The sequence below is a fragment of the Ciceribacter lividus genome, from assembly GCF_003337715.1.
GTDB lineage: Bacteria > Pseudomonadota > Alphaproteobacteria > Rhizobiales > Rhizobiaceae > Allorhizobium > Allorhizobium lividum.
This window is the reverse complement of record NZ_QPIX01000001.1, coordinates 202,570-227,382: the sequence shown is the minus strand read 5'-3', so window position 1 is coordinate 227,382 and position 24,813 is coordinate 202,570. Positions and strand designations below refer to the sequence as shown.

The window sequence follows — 24,813 nt, the reverse complement described above, 5'->3', positions numbered from 1 at the left end:
TGTCGCAAGCATAGCCAAACGCGGTGCCCCGTCAGTGACTTAGTCACAGGACAGGAAACTTGGGCGGGATGCGCCTGTCAGTCGGGCGATGCCATGCGCCGGAGCTGGACGGGATCGCGGATGCGGATCTGCCCGCGCTCGCTGCTGACGATGCCGCGCGCTGAAAGCTCCTCCAGCCGCCGCGACACCACCTCGCGGGCCGAGCCGATCATCGCGGCAAGTTCCTGGTGGGTGGCGACGACGATCCCTTCCGGTCCCGCCCTTTCGAGCAGGGACTTGGCAAGACGCCGCTCGACCTTCACGAACGCCACCTGCTCCAGAAGCAGCATCAGTTCCGAAAGGCGACCGGCGAAGGCGCGGAAAACAAAGCCGCGGAAGGCGGCGGATGTCGCGAGCAGATCATCGAACATCTGTGGCGGCATCATGACCGCCACCAGATCCGTTTCGGCGATCGCCTCGCCCGTATACGGCGCGCCGCCGAGCACGCCGAGCGTCGTCTGCACACAGGTCTCGCCGGGGCAGACGGAATAGAGGAGAAGCTCGCGGCCGTTGCGGCCGGTCATGTAGACGCCGATGCGCCCTGAGAGAAGGATGAGAAAGACCTCGGCCCTGTCGCCCGGCCGGAAAAGCGTCGTCCGGTCCGGCACGTAATGCGGCTTCAAGGTGCCAAGCTGCGCACGCACCTCCGGCTCCAGTGCGGAAAGAAAGCCTGCCTGATCCACCCAACCCGCCATGGACCCTCCAGCGATTCCGGGGCATAAGACCCATTGTGCACACTTGGCGGACGGAGGGAACAGCCGATGCAGGCCGAACGGCTCCACTACGAGGACTTCACGCCCGGGCGACGCTTCGAGCTCGGGCCGCGGACGGTGATGGCCGCGGAGATCATAGAGTTCGCGAAGGAGTTCGATCCGCAGCCGATGCATCTTTCCGAAGAGGCAGGGCGCGCGAGCATTCTCGGCGGTTTGTCGGCGTCCGGCTGGCATACGAGCAGCCTCTTCATGCGCATGATGATCGACAGCTACGTGCTAGCGACGGCCTCGGAAGGGGCGCCCGGCATCGACGTCATGCAGTGGAGAAAGCCGGTCATCGCCGGTGATACGCTGAGCGGCCATTCGACGGTCGAGGCCGCGCGTCCGATGCGCTCGCGCCCCGGCCTCGGCATCGTCACCTTCGGCCACGAACTCTTCAACCAGCGCGGAGAGCTCGTTCTTTCCGCCCGCAATTCCATCATGGTGCGTCAGCGCAACCCCGAAAAGGCTTCCGCATGAGGATGCTCGACCTTTACCCCGCCGGTACGCGCCTCGCGCTCGGATCGGCAAGCTTCTCCGCCGAGGACATCGTCCGTTTTGCCGAAAAGTTCGACCCGCAGCCCTTCCATGTCGACGCCGAGGCGGCGAAGAATTGCGTCTTTGGAGCACTTTGCGCCTCCGGCTGGCACACCTGCGCCTGCTGGATGCGGTGCTTCATCGGCTTCTGGGAACGCGAGACGAAGCGCCTTTCGGCCGAAGGCATCGTACCGCCGAGGCTCGGCCCCTCCCCGGGGTTCGCCGAGCTGCAATGGCTGAAACCCGTCTATGTGGGCGATGTCGTCAGCTATTCGCTCACCAGCGTCGACAGCCGCCCCCTCGCCTCCCGGCCCGGACTCGCTCTCAACACCGGCCTCGCCGAAGGCATCAACCAGAACGGCGATCCGGTGCTACGGTTCAAAAGCAACATTCTCGAATTCCTGCCGGAAGACGAGGCCTGAAGGCCGGATCTCGCCAGGCTCAGTGGCCGGAGAACTCGACGAGCGTCCGCACTTCGACGCCAAGTTCCTCGAGCTTCTTGCGCCCGCCGAGATCCGGCAAGTCGATGACGAAGCACGCTGAGACGACGTCGGCGCCGATCTGCCGCAGCAGCTGAACCGCCCCGACGGCCGTGCCGCCGGTCGCAATCAGGTCGTCGACCAGGATAACCTTCTCGCCCGGATCGACGGCGTCCACATGCATCTCCATTTCGTCCACGCCGTATTCGAGGCTGTAGGCGATCCTGACCGTATCGTGGGGAAGCTTGCCCTTCTTGCGGATCGGCACGAAGCCGGCGGACAGCTGGTGGGCCACAGCGCCGCCGAGGATGAAGCCGCGCGCCTCCATGCCGGCGATCTTGTCGATCTTCATGCCCGCATAGGGCTGGACGAGGGCGTCGACGGCCCGGCGGAAGGCCCGCGGGTTGCCGAGCAGCGTGGTGATGTCGCGAAAGACGATGCCGGGCTTCGGATAATCGGGGATCGAGCGGATCGAGGATGCGAGCTCAAGCGCAAAGTTGCTCATGGTCTGTCCAGTGTCATTCACATTTCGGGAAGATTGCGCCGGACAGTAGCAAGTCCGGCTTTCCCGACCAACAAAAAAGGCGGTCCGAAGACCGCCTTTTCGAAGCACCGATCGCGGGGATCAGTGTTCCTTGTTCGCGTAGACCGACTTCTTCGTCAGGTAGACCAGAGCGGTGAAGATCGCGAGGAACACCATGACCATGAAGCCGGTGTGCTTGCGCTCTTCGAGGTGCGGCTCGGCAGCCCACATCAGGAACGCGGCAACATCCTTCGCGTACTGGTCGAGCGTTTCCGGCGACCCGTCGTCATAGGTGACCTGGCCGTCGCTGAGCGGCGGAGCCATCTTCAAGGCAGAGGCGCCTGCGAAGTAGGGGTTGAAATTCGTTCCCTCAGCCACTTCGACGCCTTCCGGCGCCGCCTGGTAGCCGGTCAGCAGCGAGTAGATATAGTCCGGACCGCCTTCCTGATACTGAGTGAAGATATCGAAGATGAAGGTCGGGAAACCGCGCTCGATGCCGCGAGCCTTGGCGAGCAACGACATGTCCGGCGGAGCGGCGCCGCCATTGGCAGCCGCAGCTGCTTCCTTGTTCGGGAAGGGCGACGGGAAGTAGTCCGACGGAACCGCCTTGCGGGTGTACATCTCGCCGTCGGCGTTCGGACCGTCCTGAACCTCATACTCGCCGGCAAACGCCTTGACCTGCTCTTCCGAGTAGCCGAGGTGCTCGAGCGTGCGGAAGGAAACGAGGCTCATCGAGTGACAGGCTGAGCAGACTTCCTTGTAGACCTTGAGGCCGCGCTGCAGCTGGCCCTTGTCGTACTTGCCGAACGGACCGGCAAAGGTCCACTCGACGTTCTTCGGCTTGAAGATCGGGTAGTGGCCGGCAGCCGCGGCGTGTTCCGCCGCCGCAGCAAGATCGGTTGCTTCCTGCGCGACCGCGGAAGAGGCGCCGAAGCCCGCCATGGCGGCGATCAGCGCGATGCTCGTTACAAGCTTTTTCATCTTATAATCCCTCTTTCGCGCGCTCAGGCCTGGGTTGCGGCGGATTTGCCGCTCTTTTCGAGAACCGCCTCGGTGATCGAGTTCGGAACGCGGCGCGGCTTTTCGAACAGGCCGAGCAGCGGCATGATCACGATGAAGAAGCCGAAGTAGTAGAGCGTGCCGAACTGGGCCATCAGCGTGTAGAGGTCGGACGGCTGACGCGAGCCGAGCCAGCCGAGCAGGATGCAGTCGGCGACGAACAGCCAGAAGAACAGCTTGTACCACGGACGGTAGACGGCCGAGCGGACCTTGGACGTGTCGAGCCAGGGCAGGAAGAACAGGATGATGATCGACCCGAACATCACCAGAACGCCGCCGAGCTTGGAGTCGATCGGGCCGACGTTGAAGGTGATGGCGCGCAGCATCGCGTAGAACGGCAGGTAGTACCATTCCGGAACGATGTGAGCCGGGGTCTTCAGCGGATCGGCCATCGTGTAGTTGTCAGGGTGACCGAGGTAGTTCGGCAGATAGAAGATGAACCAGGCATAGGCGATCAGGAAGACCGCTACGCCGAAGGCATCCTTGAGCGTCGCATAAGGCGTGAACGGAACGGTGTCCGTCTTCGACTTGACTTCGACGCCGGTCGGGTTGGTCTGGCCGGTGACGTGCAGCGCCCAGACGTGCAGGACGACGACGCCGGCGATCATGAACGGCAGCAGATAGTGCAGCGAGAAGAAGCGGTTGAGCGTCGGATTGTCGACCGCAAAGCCGCCGAGCAGGAACTGCTGGATCCATTCGCCGACCCCCGGGAAGGCGGTGAAGAAGCCGGTGATGACGGTCGCACCCCAGAAGGACATCTGACCCCAGGGCAGGACGTAGCCCATGAAGCCCGTCGCCATCATCAGCAGGTAGATCACGACGCCGAGGATCCAGAGGATTTCGCGGGGCGCCTTGTAGGAGCCGTAGTAGAGGCCGCGGGCGATGTGGAGATAGACGGCGATGAAGAAGAACGACGCGCCGTTGGCGTGCATGTAGCGCAGCAGCCAGCCGTGGTTGACGTCGCGCATGATCTTCTCGACCGAGTTGAAGGCGATCGTCGTTTCTGCGCCGTAGTGCATGGCGAGAACCACGCCGGTCAGGATCTGCACAACGAGCATCACCGACAGCATGGCACCGAACGTATAGGCATAGTTCAGGTTGCGGGGAACGGGATAGGCGACAAAACTGTCATAGACCATGCGCGGCAGAGGCAGCCGCGCGTCGATCCACTTCCCGAGACCGCTCGACGGCTGGTAGCTAGAATGACCACTCATATTATGTATCCCCTCAACCGATTTTGATCACAGAATCGGAAACGAATGCAAAGGTAGGAACGGCAAGGTTCTGCGGCGCAGGACCCTTGCGAATACGGCCGGCGGTGTCGTAGTGCGAGCCGTGGCAGGGACAGAACCAGCCGCCGAAATCGCCTGACTGGCCGAGCGGAACGCAGCCGAGATGGGTGCAGGAGCCGATCATCACGATCCAGTTTTCCTTGCCTTCGCCTGCGGAGCGGTCGAGATCGTTCGCTTCTGCATCAGGTGCGAGATTGGCGTTACGGGCGACCGGATCCTTGAGATCGGTGAGCGCGACCTGCTTGGCCTCTTCGACTTCCTTGTCGGTGCGGTTGCGGATGAACACCGGCTTTCCGCGCCACTTGACGGTGAGCGACATGCCGGGCTCGAGCGCCGAAACGTCCACTTCGATTGAAGCGAGCGCGAGCGTCGAGGCGTCCGGACGCATCTGGTCGATGAAGGGCCAGGCGACCGCAGCGGCACCGACCACACCGGCCATACCGGTCGTCAGATAAAGAAAGTCGCGGCGAGAAGGCTCGCCCAAGGTCTCGCTATTGATGTCGTGTTCGCTCACGGTCAAACCATCCTCTTCGCAAACGTCTGCGATAAACCGCATTGCCTCCGCGACAGGAAGCCTGTGCGCAGACACAGTTGCGCCACAGATTCCCCGCCAATTTGGCGCGTTCTAAGCCCGATAACAAAAGATGTCCAGCCTTGGCAGGGGGATGGGGGCACATTGTCGCGGAAAATCTTGGGAGAGTTCCGTCCGCGTCACACGAGGGGCTTTCAGGCGACGCCAGACCTCCTCCGAAAGGCGTAGAAGGCACCTCCCGGCCTGTCATTCGTCAACCTCACCGGCCTCGGCGACCGTATTCCAACCGCCGCGCCAACGCCCGGCGAGGTATCCGCCCTCAGCGCCGCGGCATCGGCGCCGAGACGGAGGACACCCTCCCCTCGCCACCCTCGCGGTCGCCCGCGCCGAGAAACCCGCCCGACTGCCGCGCCCAGAGCTCGGAATAGAGCCCGCCCGCGGCGACCAGTTCGGCGTGGGTCCCCTCCTCGACGATCCGACCCCTGTCCATCACCACGAGCCGGTCAAGGGCCGCGATCGTCGACAGCCGGTGGGCGATCGCCAGCACCGTCTTGCCCTGCATCAGCCGGTCGAGATTGGACTGGATCGCCGCCTCGACTTCCGAGTCCAGCGCCGAGGTCGCCTCGTCAAGAACGAGGATCGGCGCATCCTTCAGCATCACGCGGGCGATGGCGATCCGCTGGCGCTGACCGCCTGAGAGCTTCACCCCGCGTTCGCCGACATGTGCATCGAAGCCGCGCCGTCCGCGCTGGTCTTCGAGCCGCAGAATGAAATCGAGCGCCTCGGCCCGCTCCGCCGCGCGTTCGAGCTGTTTTTCATCGGCGTCATGGCGGCCGAACAGGATGTTGTCGCGGATCGAGCGATGGAGCAGCGCCGTATCCTGCGTCACCATGCCGATCTGCCGGCGCAGGCTTTCCTGCGTCACGGTGGCGATGTCCTGCCCGTCGATGAGGATACGCCCGCCTTCGAGGTCGTAGAAGCGCAGCAGCAGGTTGACGAGCGTCGACTTGCCGGCGCCCGAACGTCCGACGATGCCGACCTTCTCGCCGGGCCGGACGGTCAGCGTCAGGTGGTCGATGACGCCGCTCTTCCTGCCATAGTGGAAGGAGACGTCCTCGAACCGGATTTCCGGTCGCGCCACCTTGAGTTCCCCGGCGCCGGGACGGTCGACAAGTGCCAGCGGCTTCGAGACGAGCTCGGCCGAGTTCTGGATCGTGCCGATATTGCGCATGATGCTGTTCATCTGCGTCATCATGCGGCCGAGCAGCATGTTGAGGCGCAGCACGAGGCCGAGCGTGAAAGCGACGCCGCCAGCGGTGACAGCGCCCTTGAACCAGAGATCCACCGAAAGGAAGGCAACCATCAGGATCATCACACCCGAGAGCGTCGCAAGCGCCGCCCGCACGCCGGTCAGGAGCCGGGCGAAGGGCGTGAGTGTCGCCTGGAAGCGGTCGAAGCCGGCACGGATATAATGATCGTTCTCGCGCTCGCGCCCGAAAAGCTTCAACGTCTGGATATTGGAATAGCTGTCGACGAGCCGGCCGTTCAGCATCGAGGCGGCTTCCGCCGTCGCCCGGGCGTGGCGGCGGATGCGCGGCACGAAGTAGCGGGCGAGCAGGAGGAAGATGACCACCCAGCCGGCGATGATCGCCGCCAGCCGCCAGTCGAGCTGGGCGACGAGCGCCATGGTCGAAACCGTATAGATGACCATGAACCAGGCGACCTGCAGCAGCGAGGTCATGAGATCGCCGGTCGCCTGCCCCGCCGACCAGACCTTGGTGACGATGCGGCCGGAAAAGTCGTTCTGGAAAAAGGAAAGCGCCTGCCGCGCCACGTGCACATGCGCCTGCCAGCGCACGAGATTGAAGAAGTTGAGGACGATCACCTGTTCTTCGACCAGCGCGCCGAGCGTCACCACGACGAGGCGCACGACGAGCACGGTCAGCGCCATCACCGCGAGCTCCACGCCGTGCGCTGCGATCAGTCCGTTCCAGCCGCCTTCCCGCGGCACGGTGTCGAGGAGGTCGACGAGCCTGCCGACGAACCAGAAGAGCGCCGCCTCCAGCATGGCGACCGCGCCGCCGAGAACGGCCATGGCGGCGAAGGCCCATTTCGCCTGGCGCACGTAGAACCAGATGAACGCCGCGGTCCCTTCCGGCGGACGCAGGTCGTCCGAACGCGCAAAGGGGTCGATCCAGTTCTCGAAGAGGCGGGCGATCGGGCGAAACAGCATGGAAGGGATATAGGCGGATTCCCGCCCGGCGGAAAGGACGGCCGCCGCCGCACCACGGATGGTGATGCGGCAGCAGCCGGAATGGCGTGAGCCCGTAGTCTTTGCCGGCGGCGGAACTACTCCGCCGCCTGCTCCGTCTCGTCGAGGTCGTGGTCGGCGAGGAAGCCACCGGACTGGCGGTTCCAGAGATCGGCGTAGATGCCGCCGAGCGCCACCAGCTCCTGATGGGTGCCGGTCTCGATGATCCGGCCCTTGTCGAGCACGATCAGCCGGTCCATCTGCGTCAGCGTCGAAAGCCGGTGGGCGATCGCGATCACCGTCTTGCCCTCCATCAGCGAGAACAGGCTTTCCTGGATTGCCGCCTCGACTTCCGAGTCGAGCGCCGAGGTTGCTTCGTCGAGCACCAGGATCGGGGCGTTCTTGAGGAAAACCCGGGCGATCGCGATTCGCTGCCGCTGGCCGCCGGAGAGCTTGACGCCACGTTCGCCCACCTGGGCGTCGAGGCCGGTCCGGCCCTTGTAGTCGACGAGACCTTCGATGAACTCCCAGGCATTCGCCCGCTTCGCCGCCTCGATCACCTCCGCGTCGCTCGCTTGCGGCCGGCCGTAGGCGATGTTGTCGCGGATCGAGCGATGCAGGAGCGAGGTGTCCTGGGTAACGACGCCGATCATCGAGCGCAGGCTGTCCTGCGACACGGTCACGATGTCCTGCCCGTCGATCAGGATCTTTCCCTTCTCGAGGTCGTAGAAGCGCAGAAGCAGGTTCATCAGCGTCGTCTTGCCGGCCCCGGAGCGGCCGACCAGACCGACCTTCTCACCCGGATTGACGACCAGCGAGAAGTCCTCGATGACGCCCTTCGCCTTGCCGTAGTGGAAACGGACGTGATCGTAGACGATCTCGCCCTTCGCCACGGTGAGCGGCCTGGCGCCGGGTGCATCGACGACGTCATGCGCCTTGGTCATCATCTTCATGCCGTCGTAGACGGTGCCGATGTTCTCGAAGAGCGCCGAGACCTCCCACATGATCCATTGCGACATGCCGTTGATGCGCATGGCAAGGCCGATCGCGATGGCAATCGCGCCGACCGAGATCGAGCCGCCCAGCCAGAAGGCGATGGCGAGGGAACCGACCGCAAACAACGCGATACAGTTGTTGACGTAGACGAGGACGTGGAAGAGCGTCACCATCCGCATCTGCCGGTGCACGGTGACGAGAAACTCGTCCATGCCGTTGCGGGCGTAGTCCTCCTCGCGGCCAGCATGGGAGAAGAGCTTCACCGTCGCGATGTTGGTATAGCTGTCGACGATCCGGCCCGTCATCATCGAGCGCGCATCCGCCTGATCGGCCGATACCTTCCGTAGCCGCGGAACGAAATAGCTGACGATCGACACGTAGACGACAACCCAGATGACGAGCGGCGCGACGAGCCTCAGATCGGCCGTGGCGACGATCACGATCATCGAGATGAAATAGGTAACGACGTAGACGAAGACGTCGAGCACCTTCATCACCCCTTCGCGCACCGCAAGCGAGGTCTGCATGACCTTCGTCGCGACGCGCCCGGCGAACTCGTTGGCAAAGAAGGTCATCGAGTGCCGAAGCAGGAAGCGGTGCATCTGCCAGCGCGCGATCATCGGCATGTTGCCGAGCAACACCTGGTGCATGATGAGGGAGTCGATTGCCACGACGAGCGGCAGCCCGACGAGGACGACGAGCGCCATGCCGATGAGCCGCGGAGCTTCCGATTGCAGGAAGGTTTCTCTATCGGCCTTGGAAAGCCAGTCGACGATATCGCCGAGAAAACGGAAGAGCGTCACCTCGCCGACGGCGATCAGCGCCGTGCAGATCGCCACACCGAGAAGCCAGGGCGCCGCCGGCTTTGAATAGTACCAGCAGAAGCGGAAGAGCCCTTTCGGCGGCAGGGTCGGAACACCCGCCGGATAGGGATTGAGTCGCTGTTCGAACCAGCCAAACATGAATATCTCCACTCGTCTTGCCCCTGTCGACACCGCGCGGCGATGCCGCGACAAACGGAGTCAGGGGTTTGAACGGACGGCGCAATCCATCGGGGACTGCGCCTTGAACAAAACGGAAAGTCAGAAAAGGAGCGAACTGATCGCTACCACGCCGTCGGATGCATGTCCGGGACCGGGAGGCAAATAACGCCAGTGGGTATCATCAAGGCCTCCCTGTTGCGTGTTGAAGAGATGCGAAACCTAGCCGCCTCCCGTCGAATTGAAAAGCGTCAATCTGCTCCTTCTGCGCGCATCACTGCAGCGGTGTTGCCCATTGACCACAACTCTACCGCTCGCCGAACCGGCACTTGAGCTTGCGGCTCCACCTGGCCTAAGAAACGCGCCATGACCTCGTTGCGCATCGCCCTCTACCAGCCGGACATTCCAGGCAATACCGGCACCATCCTTCGCCTCGCCGCCTGCCTCGGCCTCGGCGTCGACGTCATCGAGCCGGCCGGTTTCGACATATCCGACCGCAACCTGAAGCGCGCCGGCATGGACTATCTCAACGCGGTTTCCCTCGTGCGCCACGTCAACTGGGAACGCTTCGAGGCATGGCGGGCGATGTCCGGCCGCCGCCTTGTCCTGGCCTCGACGAAGGCAGCCGTTCCCTATGTCGACTTCGCCTTCCGTCCCGACGACATCCTTCTCTTCGGCCGGGAAAGCGCCGGCGTTCCCGATCTCGTCCACGACGCTGCCGAGGGCCGCGTGATCATCCCGATGATGTCGGGCCAGCGCTCGATCAACGTCGCGATGTCGGCGGCGATGATCGCCGGCGAGGCCCTGCGGCAGACCGGGTTCGGGCAAGCCTGACCGCCTCTCGCCGCGCTGCGGCCCGCTTGGAAAAGCGTCTGTTTGACCGTATAAGACCTCAACCAATATTGAGGTCAACATGGTCGCGAAGAAATCCGATCCCGAAAAGCCGCGGCGCGAGCTAAGCGTCGGCGAGGTCGCCGAGCGCAGCGGCGTCGCCGTCTCGACGCTGCATTTCTACGAAGCCAAGGGTCTCATCCACAGCAACCGCAACCGCGGCAACCAGCGCCGCTATCCCCGCTCGGTGCTCCGGCGTGTCGCCGTCATCAAGGTCGCGCAGAAGACCGGGATCCCGCTTGCCGAGATCGGCGAGGCGCTCTCCGTGCTGCCGCACGACCGGCCGCTGACGGCCGAGGACTGGAGCCGCCTCTCCGAACGCTGGCGCGACGCGCTTGACCGGCGGATCGACCAGCTGCAGTCGCTCAGGAACCACCTCACCGGCTGCATCGGCTGCGGCTGCCTGTCGATGCGCGACTGCCCGCTCAGAAATCCCATGGACACTCTGGCCGAGAAGGGCGGCGGACCGCATCTGCTCGAAAGTTGAAGACGGCTGCGGCAAACACGCGCTTGGCGAAGTCCCGCCGTTGTGTCATGCTGCAGCGCGAAAGAACGACGAGGTGGCCTTATGTTCGATACGGCATTCACCTTGGGCTTGACGCAGTTCGCGCGCAGCCTGAGCATCCCCGAAAGGCTGCAGCACCGCCCCTTCCGAAACGTCGCGCTGGAGGCGCTGAGGGCGCGCAACACCGGCCTCGATGCGCTCTTCTATGACGTGAAGGCGCTTACCTCCGAGGAAGTCTTCTATATCAGCGACGCCATCACGGCCGAAGGCTTGATCATGATCGTGCCGCCGACCGGCGCCGGCATGCTGACGCTGTGCGACAGCGTCGACGAATACCTGCTGCGCGGCGGCAAGGACGTCCACGTGCTGGCGATCGCCGGTGTCGGCGGTTCGGCAATCGGGGCGGCGGCCTTCGCCCGCAACGTCGCGGACGCGGTCGGTGCTCCCGTTGCGGCGATCGTCTCCGGCTACGGCCTCGGCGACGTTTTCGTCGAGGCGATGGGCGGAAGCTTCTTCTTCGGCTGGCTCGGGCATTTCCGCAGTCAGATGGAAACGCTGGACGATGCGGTCGGCCGCCCGCAGCTCGGCGCCTATGCCCAGCGCCACCTGAACCCCGGGCGCGAGGGCGGCTCCTGCCTCGACGCCGACACGGCAGCCGAACTGCTCTGTGATCCGCGGCTCTCCTTCCACATGCTGGCAGCCCATTCGAGCGGCAACCGGGTGCTCTCGGAAGCACTCTATGGGCTGAGGCGCACAAACCCGCAGCGCGTCCGCGCGCTCGCCGACGGACTGAGGATCGTCACCTTCGGCGGACGCATCGTGATGCCACCGGAATTCACCGACGTCGTCGACGTGGTCGGCGAACTCGACTGGTATGGCGAAGTCAACTCGCGGCCGCAAATCGGCACCGACATCCGCGTGCCGCTCGCCGGGCATTCGACGAACACCGACTTGCCCGGCTCGCTACAGGTCACGAGTGTATTGAAGGAGATCATCGGGCACAGCCTGCCGGTCGTCGTGGAGACCGCCGCGCCGGCTCCGGCGGAGGTGACGGCTCTTCCGCACGTCGCCCCCGTCGCGGATGTCGCCGACACGGCGAAGGACGAGGTGGTCTCGATTGTGCCTGAGAAAGCCCCTGCCGCACCCGGCACACGCAAGCCCGCGGCACGGCGGAGATCTCCCAAGAAGAACTCCATCCACTGACGCGGCGCCTTCAGCCTGACGGTCGAGAAGAAGCCGTCAGCGGAACAGGTCGGACAGTACCCGCATGTCGCCGTTTGCGATGTTGAGGCCGGTCGCCTGAAGCTGGTCGCGGACCTGCAGCGCCGCACGCGAGGCCTCGTCACCGGTCATACCGGTTTCGATGCGTTCGCCGACAGCGCTTTCGGTCATTTCCGGGATGCTGTCGAGGAAGCCGTCTTCGCCGGCGATGCCCTTGCGCATGACGCCGAGCGAGGCACCGGCCTCGTAGAGACCGGTCAGCATGCTGTCGACGGCGGCAATCATGCCGTCGAGTTCCGTCGAACTCGTGTTGCCGGCAAGGGAGACCTCTCGCGCCGGCGAGGACGGCGGAACGGCGGCATTGGTATCGAGGAGGAAGTAGGCGTAGCCCCCGCCGCTGCGGGTGAGCCCGGCATGGGCGCGCGTCAGAACGCCGTCGGCCGCGTTTTCGCTGCTGGTGACCACGGATCGGCCGGTATCGAAATCCGCGACGTTGACGGAAAGCTCACCCGGCCCCGAGCGCGACACGGAGGCGATGACGGACTGCACCTTCGGCCGCTGTCCCGCGTCGAGATGGAGCCAGTTCTGTCCATCATAGGTGCTGGAAGCGGCGACCGCCGCCAATTGCTCCTTCAGCGCGCCGATCTCCGTATTGAGTGCATTGCGGTCGGCGCCCGGCGAGCGGGCCTCGACGAGCCGCTCGCGGATGTCCATGACGATACCGGTGGTCGTCTCGATGCCGAGGGCGGCGACATCGGTCAGCGCGGCCGCACGCCCCGTCGCGTCTGCGGCACTCGACAGGGAAAGACTGCCCATCCCGAGGCTCGTGGTGATCGACCAGTAACTGTCGTTTTCGGCGGCTGCGTCGACCTTCCGCGCGGAGACGGCTGGAGCCGGTACAACGGCGGATGGCGCGACACGCTCGCCGGCCCGCGAGAACGTTGCGGTAGAGGACAGGGATTGCAGGAGACTCATTCTCTATTGGTACTTTCCGATATCATTGCGGACGGATGGCCGGAGAGTGCCAAACCGGCATTTCGAAAGCTTTCAGCGCACGGATAAAATTTTACCGATCCCTGCCGCCGAGAGGGGGAAACATCCGATAGAACCAGAAGAGGTCAGTCTGCGGATGGAAGGCGCCGCATGGTGAACTCGATTCGGTCGCCCTCGAGCTGCCGCCAGCTTTCGACCTCCGTCCAGTAGGCGGCCTTGGGAAAGGCGTCGAACCACTCCTTGGCCTTGGCCCTCGCCTCCTCGCGCGACAGACAGAAGGTCTCGCGAACAAAATGCCCGGTCTCGGAACGGGACTTCGCCCTCCGATGTTTGGCAATTTCCTTCCTGAGACCGTCGAGCGGCGGCAAGCCGGGTATCTTCGTCATGAAACACCTCGCCTGCCCTGAAATGTAGTCGCGCAGCCGCCCGTTTGCGAGTCGAAATTCGGGGGACGGCGGGGAGCCTCTCTGGCTCGCCGCCGGGCGACCTGCTAAGCCATGGGTCGATGCGGCCGACTCGTTCAAGACGGCCGGTGACGAGGACCTGAGGAATGGAAAGACCCGACCTGCCACGGGAATTGCCCGAGAACATCGAAGAGAAGAAGAACGAGGCGCGCGCCTGGTTCGAGACGCTGAGGGACACCATCTGCGCCTCCTTCGAAACGCTCGAACAGGAGCTGGCGGGACCGCTCTCCAATCAGCCGCCCGGCCGGTTCGTCGGCAAGGACTGGCTGCGCGACGGCGGCGCCGGCGGCGGCGGCCGGATGTCGATGATGGAAGGCCGCGTCTTCGAGAAGGTCGGCGTCCACACCTCCACCGTCTACGGCGAGTTCTCGCCGGAATTCCGCAAGCAGATGCCCGGTGCCGAGGAAGACCCGCGGTTCTGGGCCTCGGGCATTTCCCTGATCGCCCATCCGGTCAATCCGAACGTTCCCGCCGTTCACATGAACACCCGCATGGTGGTCACCACCAGCCAGTGGTTCGGCGGCGGTGCAGACCTCACCCCGGTGCTCGACCGCCGCCGCACCCAGGAAGACCCCGACAGCCGTCTCTTCCACCGGGCGATGGAAATCACCTGCGGCAAGCATGCGGCCGTCGCGGACTACCCGCGCTTCAAGGCCTGGTGCGACGAATACTTTTTCCTGAAGCATCGCAACGAGCCGCGCGGCATCGGCGGCATCTTCTTCGACTGGCTGCATTCCGGGGCGGAACAGGGCGGTTGGGCCGCCGATTTCGCCTTCGTGCAGGATGTCGGCCGTGCCTTCAACCTCGTCTATCCGCGGATCGTCCGTTCGAACTTCAACAACGACTGGACAGAGGCCGATCGCGACGAACAGCTCGTACGGCGCGGACGCTACGTCGAGTTCAACCTGCTCTATGACCGTGGCACGATCTTCGGGCTCAAGACCGGCGGAAATGTCGAGTCGATCCTGTCTTCGCTACCCCCGGTCGTACGCTGGCCATGAAGACTGACCGCGTCGATTGAATCACAAACCCTAACGAATTTTATATTTTAGTGATCCCTAACGTCGTGCTATTCTCCCCGCGGTTTGCAGGAGGAGAAATGCAATGGCCCGTTCGACTAGCGCTCCCACTCCCAAGAACAGCGAAAACGCTGCCGAAACCGAGCGCATCATCGACCGTCTCGCGGAAGAACTCAGGGCGTCGGGCGGCGTCGACCTTCCCCACTCCTATTTCGTGGAGGAAGTCAGACTTCGTCTCGCCGGCCGTGATCTCAGCGCTCTGGACACCGATCAAGCAGTGAAGACCCTGATCCGCGGCTGGAAGCCGAAGGCAGCCCCTTCGGTGTTCAACGCCTGGGCTATGCCGGAACAGGTATAGATTCCCTTTTTCATTGCCTTGCGCCCGGTCGCGTGTGCGGGAGGGAACCTATGTGCCTTCGCGCCGATTAGAGAAAGGGTTGAACCCCACATGAAGAGGAGAAAGCCATGAAGCTGTTTGAATGCGGTTCGCTCGTGCCGGGCTGCCCGTGGCATACGCGGGCGGACGAGGAAGCGGAAGTCGTGCGCCGCGCGGTCGAGCATATGCGGACCGCGCATGGCGAAACCATAATCCGCGAGAACATGGTCGAGAACATCAAGGCCCGCATCGTCACGACGGAAAAGGCGACGGCCTGAACCAGATCAGGAAACACTCATCTCCTTGAGCCGGGCGAGCAACCTCGCCCGGTCCATCGAGAAATTGCCGGCAACCCATTCCGATTCCAGCGCTTTCAGCGCCTTTCCGACTGCCGGCCCCGGTGAAATGCCGGCAGCGAGCAGATCCGCGCCGGAAACCGGAAAGGATGGCTTTTCGAAGGCCTCGGTCCGTTTGAGAAGCGCCGAGAGCCGCGCAACCCGCGCCATGACCGCCGGGTCGTCCTCGCCCTTCGCCCGCACCGTGGCAAGCTCGAGCTTGAGGACCGTCGCGAGCCCCTCCTTGCCGTGGAGGTAGAGGTCGCGGTCGAACGCAGTATCCTTGACCGCGATATCCGGCTTCGGCGCACGCGCGAAATGATCGAGGAAGCGTGCTTCCGCCTTCGACATCCGCAGCCGTTCGGCCATCGCCGCGAGCCGTGCGGCGTCCTTCGGCACGATCGCAGCGAGCCTCAGCATCGGATCGGGATGCCAGCCGAGCGCCTGTTCGGCGGCGACCAGCCCGTGGATCGCGTCGATCCCCCACTTCTCCGTCTCCGGCAGGATTTCGGTGAGCACGCCGGACTGGCGCATCCACAGCAGCGCGCGGCCCGGATCACGCGCCTTGAGCAGCTTCTTGAGCTCCGACCATATCCGTTCGGCCGAAAGCGTTGCGAGCTTGCCGCGCGCGCGCATGCAGGCCTTGAGCCCTTCAGCGTCGGGGCGCCCGGCGCCGTAATGGGCAAAGAAGCGGAAGAAGCGCAGGATACGCAGATAGTCCTCGGCGATCCGCCTGTCGGCGTCGCCGATGAACCGCACCGTCCGCGTCTCGACGTCCGGCAGGCCGTTGACGAGGTCGATCACCTCGCCCGCCTGGTCGACGTAGAGCGCGTTGATCGTCAGGTCCCGCCGCTCGGCATCCTCCCGCCAGTCCGCCCCGAACTTCACCGTCGCGCGCCGCCCGTCGGTTTCCACATCGTGGCGAAGCGTCGTCACCTCGAAGGGTTTGCCGTCGACGACCAGCGTCACCGTGCCGTGGTCGATGCCGGTCGGCACCGCCTTGATGCCGGCAGCCTTCGCCCGCGCGGTCACCTGTTCCGGCTCCAGCGTCGTCGCAATGTCAATGTCAGCGACGGGGAGCCCCATCAGGCTGTTGCGAACGGCGCCGCCTGCAACCCGCCCCTCGCCGCCTTCGGCGTTCAGGAGGTCCATGACACGGATGAGCGCCGGGTCGCGAAACCAGGGCTCCTGCGACAGGTTGGTCATGCATAGAGCCTTTCATAGAGCGTGCGGATAATGCCGGCGGTGATGCCCCAGATATAGCGCTCAGCATAGGGCATCACATAGTAGTGGCGGAGGATACCGCGCCAGTCCCGGCTGTCGCGCTGGTGGTTTTCCGGGTTCATCAGGAAGGAAAGCGGCACTTCGAAGACGCTTTCCACCTCGTGCGGATTGGGCGTGATGGTGAAACCGCGGTTGACGACGGAGAGCACCGGGAAAATGCGGAAGCCGGTCGCCGAGAGATATTGCGGCAGGCGTCCCACTGTTTCGACATAGGCAGGGTCTAGGCCGATCTCCTCCTGCGCTTCGCGCAGCGCCGCCTCCTCGGGCGAGACGTCGGTCTCGTCGATGCCGCCACCGGGAAAGGCGATCTGGCCAGAATGCTTGCGCAGCCGCGTGGTCCGCTGGGTGAGGATCACCTTGGCACCATCGTCGCCGTCGTCGACGACCGGGACGAGCACGGCGGCATCCTTGAACTGAAGCCCTTCGATCTCCTGCAGCGTCTCCGGATTGAGCAGGTGGTCGCCGTGCTCGCGCCAGGCATGTTCGAGCGGCGCGCCGATCTGGTTGAGCGCCCTGTGCCGGAAGTCGGCGGCGGAAAAGCGGGGGGTGAGCGTCGAAAGCGTCATCGCGATAACGTGTCCAGTTCGTCCGCCCGCATGACCGGGAAGACCGTGCCGGCGGAGCGAACCGCAAACATCTCCACGCCATCGACCTCGATCACCTCGCCGCGTTCGACGAGATCGTACATGACGGCGCGCGACACCAAGGCCTCCAGCCGGCCGCGGACGTTGAGATAGGGCTTCAACTCGTGGTTCTCGCCGTGAACGACGAAACACAAGGGGTGATCCGGCCCCGCCTCGACGACATCGCCGACATTGGTGCGGAAGGTGAGCACCGGTTCGCCGTCGCGTTCGCCGGACACCATCTCGACGGCCAGAAACGGCGCATCCTCGACCCGGATTTCGACCTTTTCGACAGGAGTCACCAGATAGGTCTTGCCGTCCTCGTCCTTCCTGAGCACGGTCGAGAAGAGGCGCACCAGCGCTTCCCGTCCAATCGGCGTTCCCATGTAAAACCAGGTTCCGTCGGCGCGGATCGCCATGTCGATGTCGCCGCAGAACGGCGGGTTCCAGCGCTCGACGGGCGGCAGCCCCCTGTCCGCGGTCTGGTCGGCGGCACGCGCGACCAGCGCCGCCAGTCCGGCCGCATCCGTCGTCGCCTTCAGGGTCTCACCTGCCATCTTTGCGTCCCGGTTTGTCGATAATCGCTGTCTGTCACGAGATAGTCATTCCGCGCCCGCTTGTCAGCCGCCGATTGGGGAATAACTTCTTTTAGATGCGACGGAAGAACGGCGGCATGGTACGAATGTCCTGACGCCGGAACCAGAGGGAGAAGATCATGGGCATGATGACGTCGGCCGAACCCCCGCTCGACGAGAAGGCCATCATCGCCGCGGCCGAGAAGGCGCTGTCCGACATCGCCGAGGTGCGGCAGGAAGTCTCCAAGGTGATCTTCGGCCAGGAGCGCGTGGTCGAAAACACGCTGCTCGCCATCCTTTCCGGCGGCCATGCCCTGCTCGTCGGCGTGCCGGGCCTTGCCAAGACCAAGCTCGTCTCGACGCTCGGCAGCGTGCTGGGGCTCGAGGCGAACCGCATCCAGTTCACCCCGGACCTCATGCCCTCCGACATTCTCGGCACCGAGGTCATGGACCAGGACGAGACCGGGCGGCGATCCTTCCGTTTCATCAAGGGGCCGGTTTTCGCGCAGCTTCTGATGGCCGACGAGATCAACCGCGCGAGCCCCCGCACCCAGTCGGCACTCCTGCAGTCCATGCAGGAATACCACGTCACCATCGCCGGGCAGCATTACGACCTGCCCTCCCCCTTCCACGTGCTCGCGACCCAGAACCCGCTGGAGCAGGAAGGCACCTATCCGCTGCCGGAGGCGCAGCTCGACCGTTTCCTGCTGCAGGTCGACGTCGGCTATCCGGAGCTTTCGGCGGAGCGACAGATCCTGCTCGAAACGACCGGCGTCACCGAGGCGAAACCGTCGAGCGTCATCGATGCAGCGCGGCTCGTCGACATCCAGAAGCTGATCCGCCAAATGCCCGTCTCCGAAACCGTGGTGGATGCGATCCTGGCGCTCGTCCGCTCCGCCCGTCCGGGCCACGGGAACGCCGGCACAGACAAGAACGTCGCCTGGGGACCCGGTCCGCGCGCCGGTCAGGCGCTGATGCTCTGCGCCCGCGCCCGCGCCCTTTATGAAGGACGGCTCGCGCCCTCGCTCGACGACGTCATGGCCCTCGCCGAGCCCGTTCTCGAACACCGCATGGCGCTGACGTTTGCCGCCCGCGCGGAAGGCATGACGGTGCGCGACGTGATCCTCGATCTCGTCAAGCAGGCGCGAGGCTAGAAAGGCGGTCAGCGTGGCAGCAGTCGGCCAGATCGTCGAACAGACCTCCGGAAGCGATGCGCTGACGCGCGCGCGCCAGCGCGCCGCGCTCGTTCCCGACTGCATGGTCGAGGCGCGCCGGATCGCCAACACGGTGATCGCCGGCTGGCACGGGCGCCGCAAGCGTGGGATCGGCGAGAATTTCTGGCAGTTCCGTCCCTATGCGGAGGGCGAAAGCCTCTCGCGCATCGACTGGCGGCGCTCGGCCCGCGACGACCACACCTATGTCCGCGACCGCGAATGGGAGGCCGCCCACACCGTCTGGCTCTGGGCCGACATGTCGCCGTCGATGATGTACAAATCCTCCTTCGCACCCGTCTCGAAGGAAGGCCGCGCACTCGTTCTCATGCTGGCGCTCGCCGAAATCCTCGCCCGCTCGGGCGAGCGCATCGGCTGTCCCGGCGTCATGGACCCCGTTTCCTCGCGCAATGCCGCCGAACGGCTCGCCGCAGCGATCATGCACGCACCGCCGAGCGCCGGCCTCCCCGAAACGGCGATGATCCGCGGTATCAGCGACATCGTGCTGATCGGCGATTTCCTCGACGATGCCGACCGGATCATGGAACGGATCGCGCCGCTTGCCCGGCGCGGGCTGCGTGGCCATGTCGTCGAGATCGCCGACCCGGCGGAGGAATCCTTTCCCTACAGCGGGCGGACGATCTTCACCGATCCGGAAACCGGCGAGAAGCTTGTCTCCGGTCGCGCCGAGCGGCTGCAAGAGGACTATCGCCGCGCCTATTTCGCCCGCCGCGAGAGCCTCGGCGAAGCGCTGCGGCGGCTTGGCTGGAGCTTCGTCGCCCACCGGACCGACCAGCCTGCCTCGCAGGCGCTCGTCGCCGTCCACATGTATCTCTCCGGCAATCCGCCGCAGCCTGCGGGAGGAGTGCGATGAGCTTTCTTCCCCTCGCCTTCGGGACGCCGGCCATCCTCATCGCACTCGCCGCCCTGCCGCTCATCTGGTGGCTTTTGAAGCTCACGCCGCCGCGGCCGCGGACGGAGGTTTTTCCGCCGCTGCGCATCCTCGCGACCGTCCTGAAGCGCGAGGAGACACCGGACAAGAGCCCGTGGTGGCTGACGCTCCTCCGGATGGTCATCGCCGCCCTCGTGATCCTCGCGCTCGCCGAGCCGGTACTCAATCCACGCACGGCATCCGTTTCCGGCGACGGCCCGCTCGTCCTCCTCGTCGACAACAGCTGGGCGGCCACAGCCGACTGGGACCGCCGCGTCGCGACAGCCGAGGGCCTGATTGCGGAAGCCGACGGCGAAGATATTCCCGTCGCGATCGCCTTCACCGCCGACGCGAGCCACGACGCGGTGCCGGCAACGGCCGCCGCCGCACTGAAGAAGCTGCGCGCCGCGGAACCAAAGCCGCTGAGGCCGGATCGTCCGCGTGCCATCAAGGCGCTCAAGGAAGCGCTCGACGGAACCGCGCCCGGCTCGCTCGTCTTCGTCAGCGACGGCGTCGCCGCGACCGCCGAGGATGATACGGTCAAGCAACTGTCCGCGCTCGCGCCCCGGCAGCTGCGCCTCGTCGAAGGCGACGGACGCGGCGCGGTCGCGATCACCAACGCCGTAAACGGTGCGAACGAACTGGACGTCACGGTTTCCCGGTTGCCTTCCGCCGGCGAGAGCCGCCTGACGATCGATGCGCAGGACCGGCAGGGCCGAGCGATCGCCACCGGCGAGGCACGCTTTTCGCCCGGCGAGACGCTTGCCAAGGCGACCGTCGCCGCCCCGTTCGAGCTCCGGAACGACTTCACCCGGCTTACCGTCACCGGCGCTGCCAATGCCGGCGCCACCCATCTGCTCGACGACGGCTTCCGTCGCCGGCGCGTGGCGATGATTTCCGGCGAACCGGACGACGGCTTCCAGCCGCTGCTCTCGCCGCTCTACTACACCGAGCGCGCGCTTGCGCCCTATGCCGATCTGATCCGCTCGAACAATGCCGACCTCGCCGCCGCGATCCCCGAACTCCTTGCGCAAAACCCCTCAGTGATCATTCTCGCCGACATCGGCCGCCTGCCCGGCGAACTCTACGAGCCGCTCCAGCGCTGGATCGCCAAGGGCGGCACCGTCATCCGCTTTGCCGGTCCACGCCTCGCCGCCGCACCCGCGGACGATCCGCTGCTGCCCGTCATGCTCAGGCAGGGCGAACGCGTGCTCGGCGGCGCCATGTCCTGGGCCGAACCGCAGCCGCTCGCCGAATTCCCGAAGACCGGCCCCTTCGCGGGCATGAAGAAGCCGGAAGGCGTGCTGATCAAGCGCCAGGTGCTGGCCGAACCCACCCCAGATCTTCAGGAGCGCACCTGGGCGAGCCTCAACGACGGAACGCCGCTGGTGACGGTCAGGGAGAACGGCGCCGGTCGCATCGTGCTCTTCCACGTCAGCGCCGAGGTGACGTGGTCCGATCTGCCGATCTCGGGCGAATTCGTCGAAATGCTGCGGCGGATCGTGCAGCTGTCACACACCGGCGCGAGCGCCGAGGGGAACGGCACCGCCGCGGCGACGCTGCCGCCCTACCGCCTGCTGACCGCGCGGGGTGCGATGACCACGGACACCGCGACGGCGAGACCGATCAATCTCGGTGCCGGACGGCCGCTCGCTGCGACCTTCGACAACCCGCCCGGCCTCTACGGCAGCGAAGACGGCTTCGTCGCCTTGAACCTGCTCGAACCCGGCGCCGAACTCCTGCCGCTCCCCGTCGATCCGGCGGCCGCCGTGACCCGCGAAGCGCTCGCCGGCGATGCCGCGACGCCGCTCAAGCCGGCGCTGCTCGCGCTCGCCTTCCTGGCTCTCCTCGCCGACAGCCTGATCGTGCTCTTCATGAACGGCGTCTTCAGCGGCAGGCGCCGCGGCCAGGGCCTCGCAGCCGCTTTGGCCGTCACCGCGATCCTCGCTCTCCACCCGGACAGCAGCCATGCGGCCGATGCCCGCCCCGGCGATGAGAAGCTCTTGGAGCGGCTCGACAACACCCACCTCGCCTATGTCGTCACCGGCGAACCGGACGTCGACCGGCTTTCCGAACGGGGGCTTGCCGGCCTCACGGAATTCCTGACCTACCGCACCACGCTCGAGCCCGCAGAGCCGGTCGGGCTCGACCTCGAAACCGACGAGCTTTCCTTCTATCCGATCATCTTCTGGCCGGTCTCGGCGTCGGCACCGATGCCCTCGGCCGCCGCGATCAACCGGATTGACGCCTATATGCGCGCCGGCGGCACCGTCCTCTTCGACACCCGCGACCAGTATGCGAGCTTCGGCAGTGACGAAGGCCCGAGCGCGAACGGCGAGCGGCTGCGGGCCATCCTCGCCAATATCGACATCCCGCCGCTCGAACCTGTACCCTCGGACCACGTGCTGACACGCTCCTTCTACCTGCTGACGGGCTTTCCCGGCCGCTACAGCGGCAGCCCACTCTGGGTCGAGGCACGCCAGGAGGCGCGCAACAGCAATAGCGGCGTGGTTTCCTCCGCCGACGGCGTGTCTCCGGTCCTCATCACCGGCAACGACCTGCTCGGTGCCTGGGCGATCGATGACAACGGCATCTCGATGCTGCCGACCGTGCCGCCCGACGAAAGGCAGCGGGAACTCTCCTTCCGCGCCGGCGTGAACATCATGATGTACATGCTGACCGGCAACTACAAGGCCGACCAGGTGCACATCCCCGCCCTGCTCGAACGGCTGGGGCAGTGACGATGACGATCGAGTTCGCACCCTTCCTGCCCTTGCCTGCGCTTGCCGCCTTCGCGGTGATCGCGCTTGCCCTTGCGGTGCTCGGCTTCCGCTCTTCGATCCGCGGAACGGCGCTCCGCCTCACCGCCGCGCTCGCCGTGCTTGCCGCGCTCGCCAACCCGCTGCTCCTTCAGGAGAACCGCGAGCGCCTGACCACCGTCGTGCCGGTCGTCGTCGACCGCAGCCAGAGCCAGGAGACCGCCGGTCGGCGGGAGATGACCGACGCGGCGCTGACGGCGCTCAAGGAGCGGCTCGCGCGCTTCCCGCTCATCGAACCACGCATCGTCGAGGCCGGCGAGGCGAAGAACTCGGATTCGCCCTCCACCCGGCTGTTCGAGGCGCTGAGCTCTGCCATTTCCGACGTGCCGCCGGCACGCGTCGGCGGCGCGATCCTCCTGACCGACGGCCAGGTGCACGACGTGCCCGGCGCCGGCCAGTCACTCGGCTTCGAGGCCCCCGTGCACAGCCTCGTCACCGGCAAGGCCGACGAGCACGACCGGCGCATCGAGGTGCTGCGCGCGCCCCGCTTCGGCATCGTCGGGGAGGATCAGGAACTGACGTTCCGGGTCTTCGACGACGGGCGCTCCACGGGTGAGCCGGCAAGAGTGACCGTCTCGATCAACGGCGAACAGACGGCCGTCGTCGATGCGACGCCGGGAGCGGAGACGCCGTTCCCGTTCAAGGTGCCGCGCGGTGGCACCAACGTCGTGGAGCTTGCCGTCGATCCGGTCGCCGGTGAGGTGACGGAAGCCAACAATCAGGCAGTCCACCTCATCCAGGGCATCCGCGAGAACCTGCGCGTGCTGCTCGTCTCCGGCGAGCCGCATGCCGGCGAGCGCGCCTGGCGCGACCTCCTGAAATCCGACGCCTCGGTCGATCTCGTGCACTTCACCATCCTGCGGCCGCCGGAAAAGCAGGACGGCACGCCAATCAACGAGCTGTCGCTGATCGCCTTCCCAACGCGGGAGCTCTTCGTCGAGAAGATCGACGATTTCGACCTCATCATCTTCGACCGCTACCAGCACCGCGGCGTGCTGCCGATCCTCTATTACGACTACATCGCCGAATATGTGAAAAAGGGCGGCGCGCTGCTGATCGCCGCTGGTCCCGAGCATGCGAGCGAGGATTCGATCGCGCTGACACCGCTGGAAACCGTGCTGCCGGCAGCGCCCCTCGGCACCATGCATGAGGTGGGCTTCTATCCGCGGCTTTCCGACAAGGGCAAGCGCCACCCCGTCACCCGCGGCCTCGACGGTTCGACCGTCGAGCCGCCGCACTGGGGCCGCTGGTTCCGCACCGTCGACGTCGAACCGCCGAAGGGCGAGACGGTGATGACCGGCGACGGCGACCGGCCGCTCCTCGTCCTCGATCGCGCCGGCGAAGGCCGCGTCGCCATGCTGCTCTCCGACCAGGGCTGGCTCTGGGCGCGTGGTTTCGAGGGCGGCGGGCCGCATGTCTCGCTCTATCGCCGCATCGCCCACTGGCTGATGAAGGAGCCGGAACTGGAGGAAGAGGCGCTGACGGCCAAGGCCTCCGGCCACCTGCTCGAAGTGACCCGCCAGACGATCGGCGACGCGCCGGGCGCGGCGGTGGTCGAATACCCCTCCGGCAAGACCGAAAGCCTGCCGCTTACCGAGATTGCCCCCGGCCTCTACCGCGGCGAAAAGCGGATGGACGAGACCGGCCTCTTCAAGATCACCAATGGCGAGCTCTCGACGCTCGCCCATGTGGGCGCGGCCGATGCCCAGGAATTCAAGGCGATGGTCTCGACGACCGGGGCGCTGGAGCCGGTCGCCGAGCGCAGCAAGGGCTATCTCGGCAGGCTCGACGACGGCCGCGGCGGCTTGCGCATCCCCGATATCCTGCCGGTCAGAAGCGACATCCGCGTCAGCGACGACAAGCGGATGCTGATCCGCATGACCGACGAGACGGTGCTGAAGGGCATCGACACGCTGCCGCTATTCGCGGGCTTCGCCGGCCTTGCCGTGCTGCTGCTCGCGATGTCGGCCATGTGGTGGCGCGAGGGACGGTAGGTGACGAGGCAAGAGAGTCGTATCCCGGCCAACAGACGGCCGCTTCAAGCCAACAATCCTTGCCAGGGAATAGCAGCCGTGATTGTCGCAGCGTTTGGTGTTCTTCGTTTGTCCAGCATCCCCGATATGCAT

At 65.4% G+C, this 24,813-nt stretch carries 24 protein-coding genes; 12 read left to right on the top strand and 12 right to left on the bottom strand.

Translation table 11 applies throughout. From position 1 onward, the window contains the following. Window positions 1–77: 77 nt before the first annotated feature. Window positions 78–734: a Crp/Fnr family transcriptional regulator gene (locus DFR48_RS01170; protein WP_114361328.1), complete on the bottom strand. Its 657-nt coding sequence runs from the start codon at window positions 732–734 to the stop codon at window positions 78–80. Window positions 735–800: 66 nt separating this feature from the next. On the opposite strand from DFR48_RS01170, the gene DFR48_RS01165 reads away from it, so the two are divergent. Next, window positions 801–1,271: a MaoC family dehydratase gene (locus tag DFR48_RS01165; protein WP_114361327.1), complete on the top strand. Its 471-nt coding sequence runs from the start codon at window positions 801–803 to the stop codon at window positions 1,269–1,271. Further along, window positions 1,268–1,750, top strand: coding sequence for a MaoC family dehydratase (locus DFR48_RS01160; RefSeq protein ID WP_114361326.1), 483 nt, complete (start codon window positions 1,268–1,270; stop codon window positions 1,748–1,750). The genes DFR48_RS01165 and DFR48_RS01160 overlap by 4 nt, the downstream gene beginning before the upstream one ends. Before the next feature lie 19 nt (window positions 1,751–1,769). Here the strand turns inward: DFR48_RS01160 and DFR48_RS01155 are convergent, their stop codons facing one another. The 6 genes from DFR48_RS01155 to DFR48_RS01130 form a co-directional block, all read right to left on the bottom strand. Then, on the bottom strand, window positions 1,770–2,312 hold the full coding sequence (locus DFR48_RS01155; protein ID WP_114361325.1) for an adenine phosphoribosyltransferase: 543 nt from the start codon (window positions 2,310–2,312) through the stop codon (window positions 1,770–1,772). Between the two features lie 120 nt (window positions 2,313–2,432). Continuing rightward, entirely contained in the window at window positions 2,433–3,311 is an 879-nt protein-coding gene (locus DFR48_RS01150; RefSeq protein WP_114361324.1) for a cytochrome c1, read from the bottom strand. Window positions 3,312–3,334: 23 nt separating this feature from the next. Beyond that, window positions 3,335–4,603 (bottom strand): cytochrome b, encoded by a 1,269-nt coding sequence (locus DFR48_RS01145; RefSeq protein ID WP_114361323.1) that lies wholly within the window; start codon window positions 4,601–4,603, stop codon window positions 3,335–3,337. A 13-nt stretch (window positions 4,604–4,616) separates the two neighbouring features. Then, window positions 4,617–5,195 (bottom strand): ubiquinol-cytochrome c reductase iron-sulfur subunit, encoded by a 579-nt coding sequence (gene petA / locus DFR48_RS01140; protein ID WP_114361800.1) that lies wholly within the window; start codon window positions 5,193–5,195, stop codon window positions 4,617–4,619. Window positions 5,196–5,532: 337 nt separating this feature from the next. Beyond that, the gene (locus DFR48_RS01135; RefSeq protein WP_114361322.1) at window positions 5,533–7,446 is read right to left on the bottom strand and encodes an ABC transporter ATP-binding protein; all 1,914 of its coding nucleotides are present in this window, start codon (window positions 7,444–7,446) and stop codon (window positions 5,533–5,535) included. Between the two features lie 116 nt (window positions 7,447–7,562). Next, window positions 7,563–9,422 (bottom strand): ABC transporter ATP-binding protein, encoded by a 1,860-nt coding sequence (locus DFR48_RS01130; protein WP_114361321.1) that lies wholly within the window; start codon window positions 9,420–9,422, stop codon window positions 7,563–7,565. A gap of 384 nt (window positions 9,423–9,806) precedes the next feature. Here DFR48_RS01130 and DFR48_RS01125 point away from each other — a divergent pair, with 384 nt between their 5' ends. From DFR48_RS01125 to DFR48_RS01115, 3 genes are all read left to right on the top strand, one after another. Then, window positions 9,807–10,274, top strand: a complete 468-nt coding sequence (locus DFR48_RS01125; protein ID WP_114361320.1) for a tRNA (cytidine(34)-2'-O)-methyltransferase — start codon at window positions 9,807–9,809, stop codon at window positions 10,272–10,274. 79 nt (window positions 10,275–10,353) lie between these two features. Then, a complete protein-coding gene (gene soxR, locus DFR48_RS01120) occupies window positions 10,354–10,818 on the top strand; it encodes a redox-sensitive transcriptional activator SoxR (RefSeq protein WP_114361319.1) in 465 nt (154 codons plus the stop codon). A gap of 81 nt (window positions 10,819–10,899) precedes the next feature. Next, entirely contained in the window at window positions 10,900–12,039 is a 1,140-nt protein-coding gene (locus tag DFR48_RS01115; protein WP_114361318.1) for a cell envelope biogenesis protein OmpA, read from the top strand. A 36-nt stretch (window positions 12,040–12,075) separates the two neighbouring features. On the opposite strand, the gene DFR48_RS01110 is transcribed toward DFR48_RS01115, so the two are convergent. Beyond that, the gene (locus DFR48_RS01110) at window positions 12,076–13,032 is read right to left on the bottom strand and encodes a flagellin N-terminal helical domain-containing protein (protein WP_114361317.1); all 957 of its coding nucleotides are present in this window, start codon (window positions 13,030–13,032) and stop codon (window positions 12,076–12,078) included. 143 nt (window positions 13,033–13,175) lie between these two features. Next, window positions 13,176–13,436 (bottom strand): hypothetical protein, encoded by a 261-nt coding sequence (locus DFR48_RS01105; RefSeq protein WP_114361316.1) that lies wholly within the window; start codon window positions 13,434–13,436, stop codon window positions 13,176–13,178. Between the two features lie 164 nt (window positions 13,437–13,600). On the opposite strand from DFR48_RS01105, the gene hemF reads away from it, so the two are divergent. The 3 genes from hemF (at window position 13,601) to DFR48_RS01090 (ending at window position 15,187) form a co-directional block, all read left to right on the top strand. After that, window positions 13,601–14,515, top strand: coding sequence for an oxygen-dependent coproporphyrinogen oxidase (gene hemF / locus DFR48_RS01100; protein WP_114361315.1), 915 nt, complete (start codon window positions 13,601–13,603; stop codon window positions 14,513–14,515). Window positions 14,516–14,618: 103 nt separating this feature from the next. Next, the gene (locus DFR48_RS01095) at window positions 14,619–14,891 is read left to right on the top strand and encodes a hypothetical protein (RefSeq protein WP_112690833.1); all 273 of its coding nucleotides are present in this window, start codon (window positions 14,619–14,621) and stop codon (window positions 14,889–14,891) included. 107 nt (window positions 14,892–14,998) lie between these two features. Further along, window positions 14,999–15,187, top strand: coding sequence for a DUF1059 domain-containing protein (locus tag DFR48_RS01090; protein ID WP_114361314.1), 189 nt, complete (start codon window positions 14,999–15,001; stop codon window positions 15,185–15,187). Between the two features lie 6 nt (window positions 15,188–15,193). Here the strand turns inward: DFR48_RS01090 and DFR48_RS01085 are convergent, their stop codons facing one another. The 3 genes from DFR48_RS01085 to DFR48_RS01075 are packed head-to-tail and all read right to left on the bottom strand — an operon-like array spanning window position 15,194 to window position 17,708. Next, window positions 15,194–16,450 carry a CCA tRNA nucleotidyltransferase gene (locus DFR48_RS01085; protein WP_114361313.1) on the bottom strand — a complete coding sequence of 419 codons (1,257 nt, stop codon included), beginning with the start codon at window positions 16,448–16,450 and terminating at the stop codon, window positions 15,194–15,196. Further along, window positions 16,447–17,094: a CoA pyrophosphatase gene (locus DFR48_RS01080; protein WP_114361312.1), complete on the bottom strand. Its 648-nt coding sequence runs from the start codon at window positions 17,092–17,094 to the stop codon at window positions 16,447–16,449. Before DFR48_RS01080 ends, DFR48_RS01085 begins: the two co-directional genes overlap by 4 nt. Next, a complete protein-coding gene (locus DFR48_RS01075) occupies window positions 17,091–17,708 on the bottom strand; it encodes a DUF1285 domain-containing protein (RefSeq protein ID WP_114361311.1) in 618 nt (205 codons plus the stop codon). The genes DFR48_RS01080 and DFR48_RS01075 overlap by 4 nt, the downstream gene beginning before the upstream one ends. A gap of 158 nt (window positions 17,709–17,866) precedes the next feature. On the opposite strand from DFR48_RS01075, the gene DFR48_RS01070 reads away from it, so the two are divergent. Genes DFR48_RS01070 through DFR48_RS01055 form a run of 4 tightly spaced genes read left to right on the top strand, consistent with a single transcriptional unit; the run spans window position 17,867 to window position 24,681 of the window. Then, window positions 17,867–18,880, top strand: a complete 1,014-nt coding sequence (locus tag DFR48_RS01070) for an AAA family ATPase (protein WP_114361310.1) — start codon at window positions 17,867–17,869, stop codon at window positions 18,878–18,880. 13 nt (window positions 18,881–18,893) lie between these two features. Further along, window positions 18,894–19,811, top strand: coding sequence for a DUF58 domain-containing protein (locus tag DFR48_RS01065; RefSeq protein WP_114361309.1), 918 nt, complete (start codon window positions 18,894–18,896; stop codon window positions 19,809–19,811). Then, window positions 19,808–22,609 (top strand): DUF4159 domain-containing protein, encoded by a 2,802-nt coding sequence (locus DFR48_RS01060; RefSeq protein ID WP_114361308.1) that lies wholly within the window; start codon window positions 19,808–19,810, stop codon window positions 22,607–22,609. The genes DFR48_RS01065 and DFR48_RS01060 overlap by 4 nt, the downstream gene beginning before the upstream one ends. A gap of 2 nt (window positions 22,610–22,611) precedes the next feature. After that, window positions 22,612–24,681, top strand: a complete 2,070-nt coding sequence (locus DFR48_RS01055) for a hypothetical protein (RefSeq protein ID WP_114361307.1) — start codon at window positions 22,612–22,614, stop codon at window positions 24,679–24,681. Window positions 24,682–24,813: the final 132 nt, after the last annotated feature.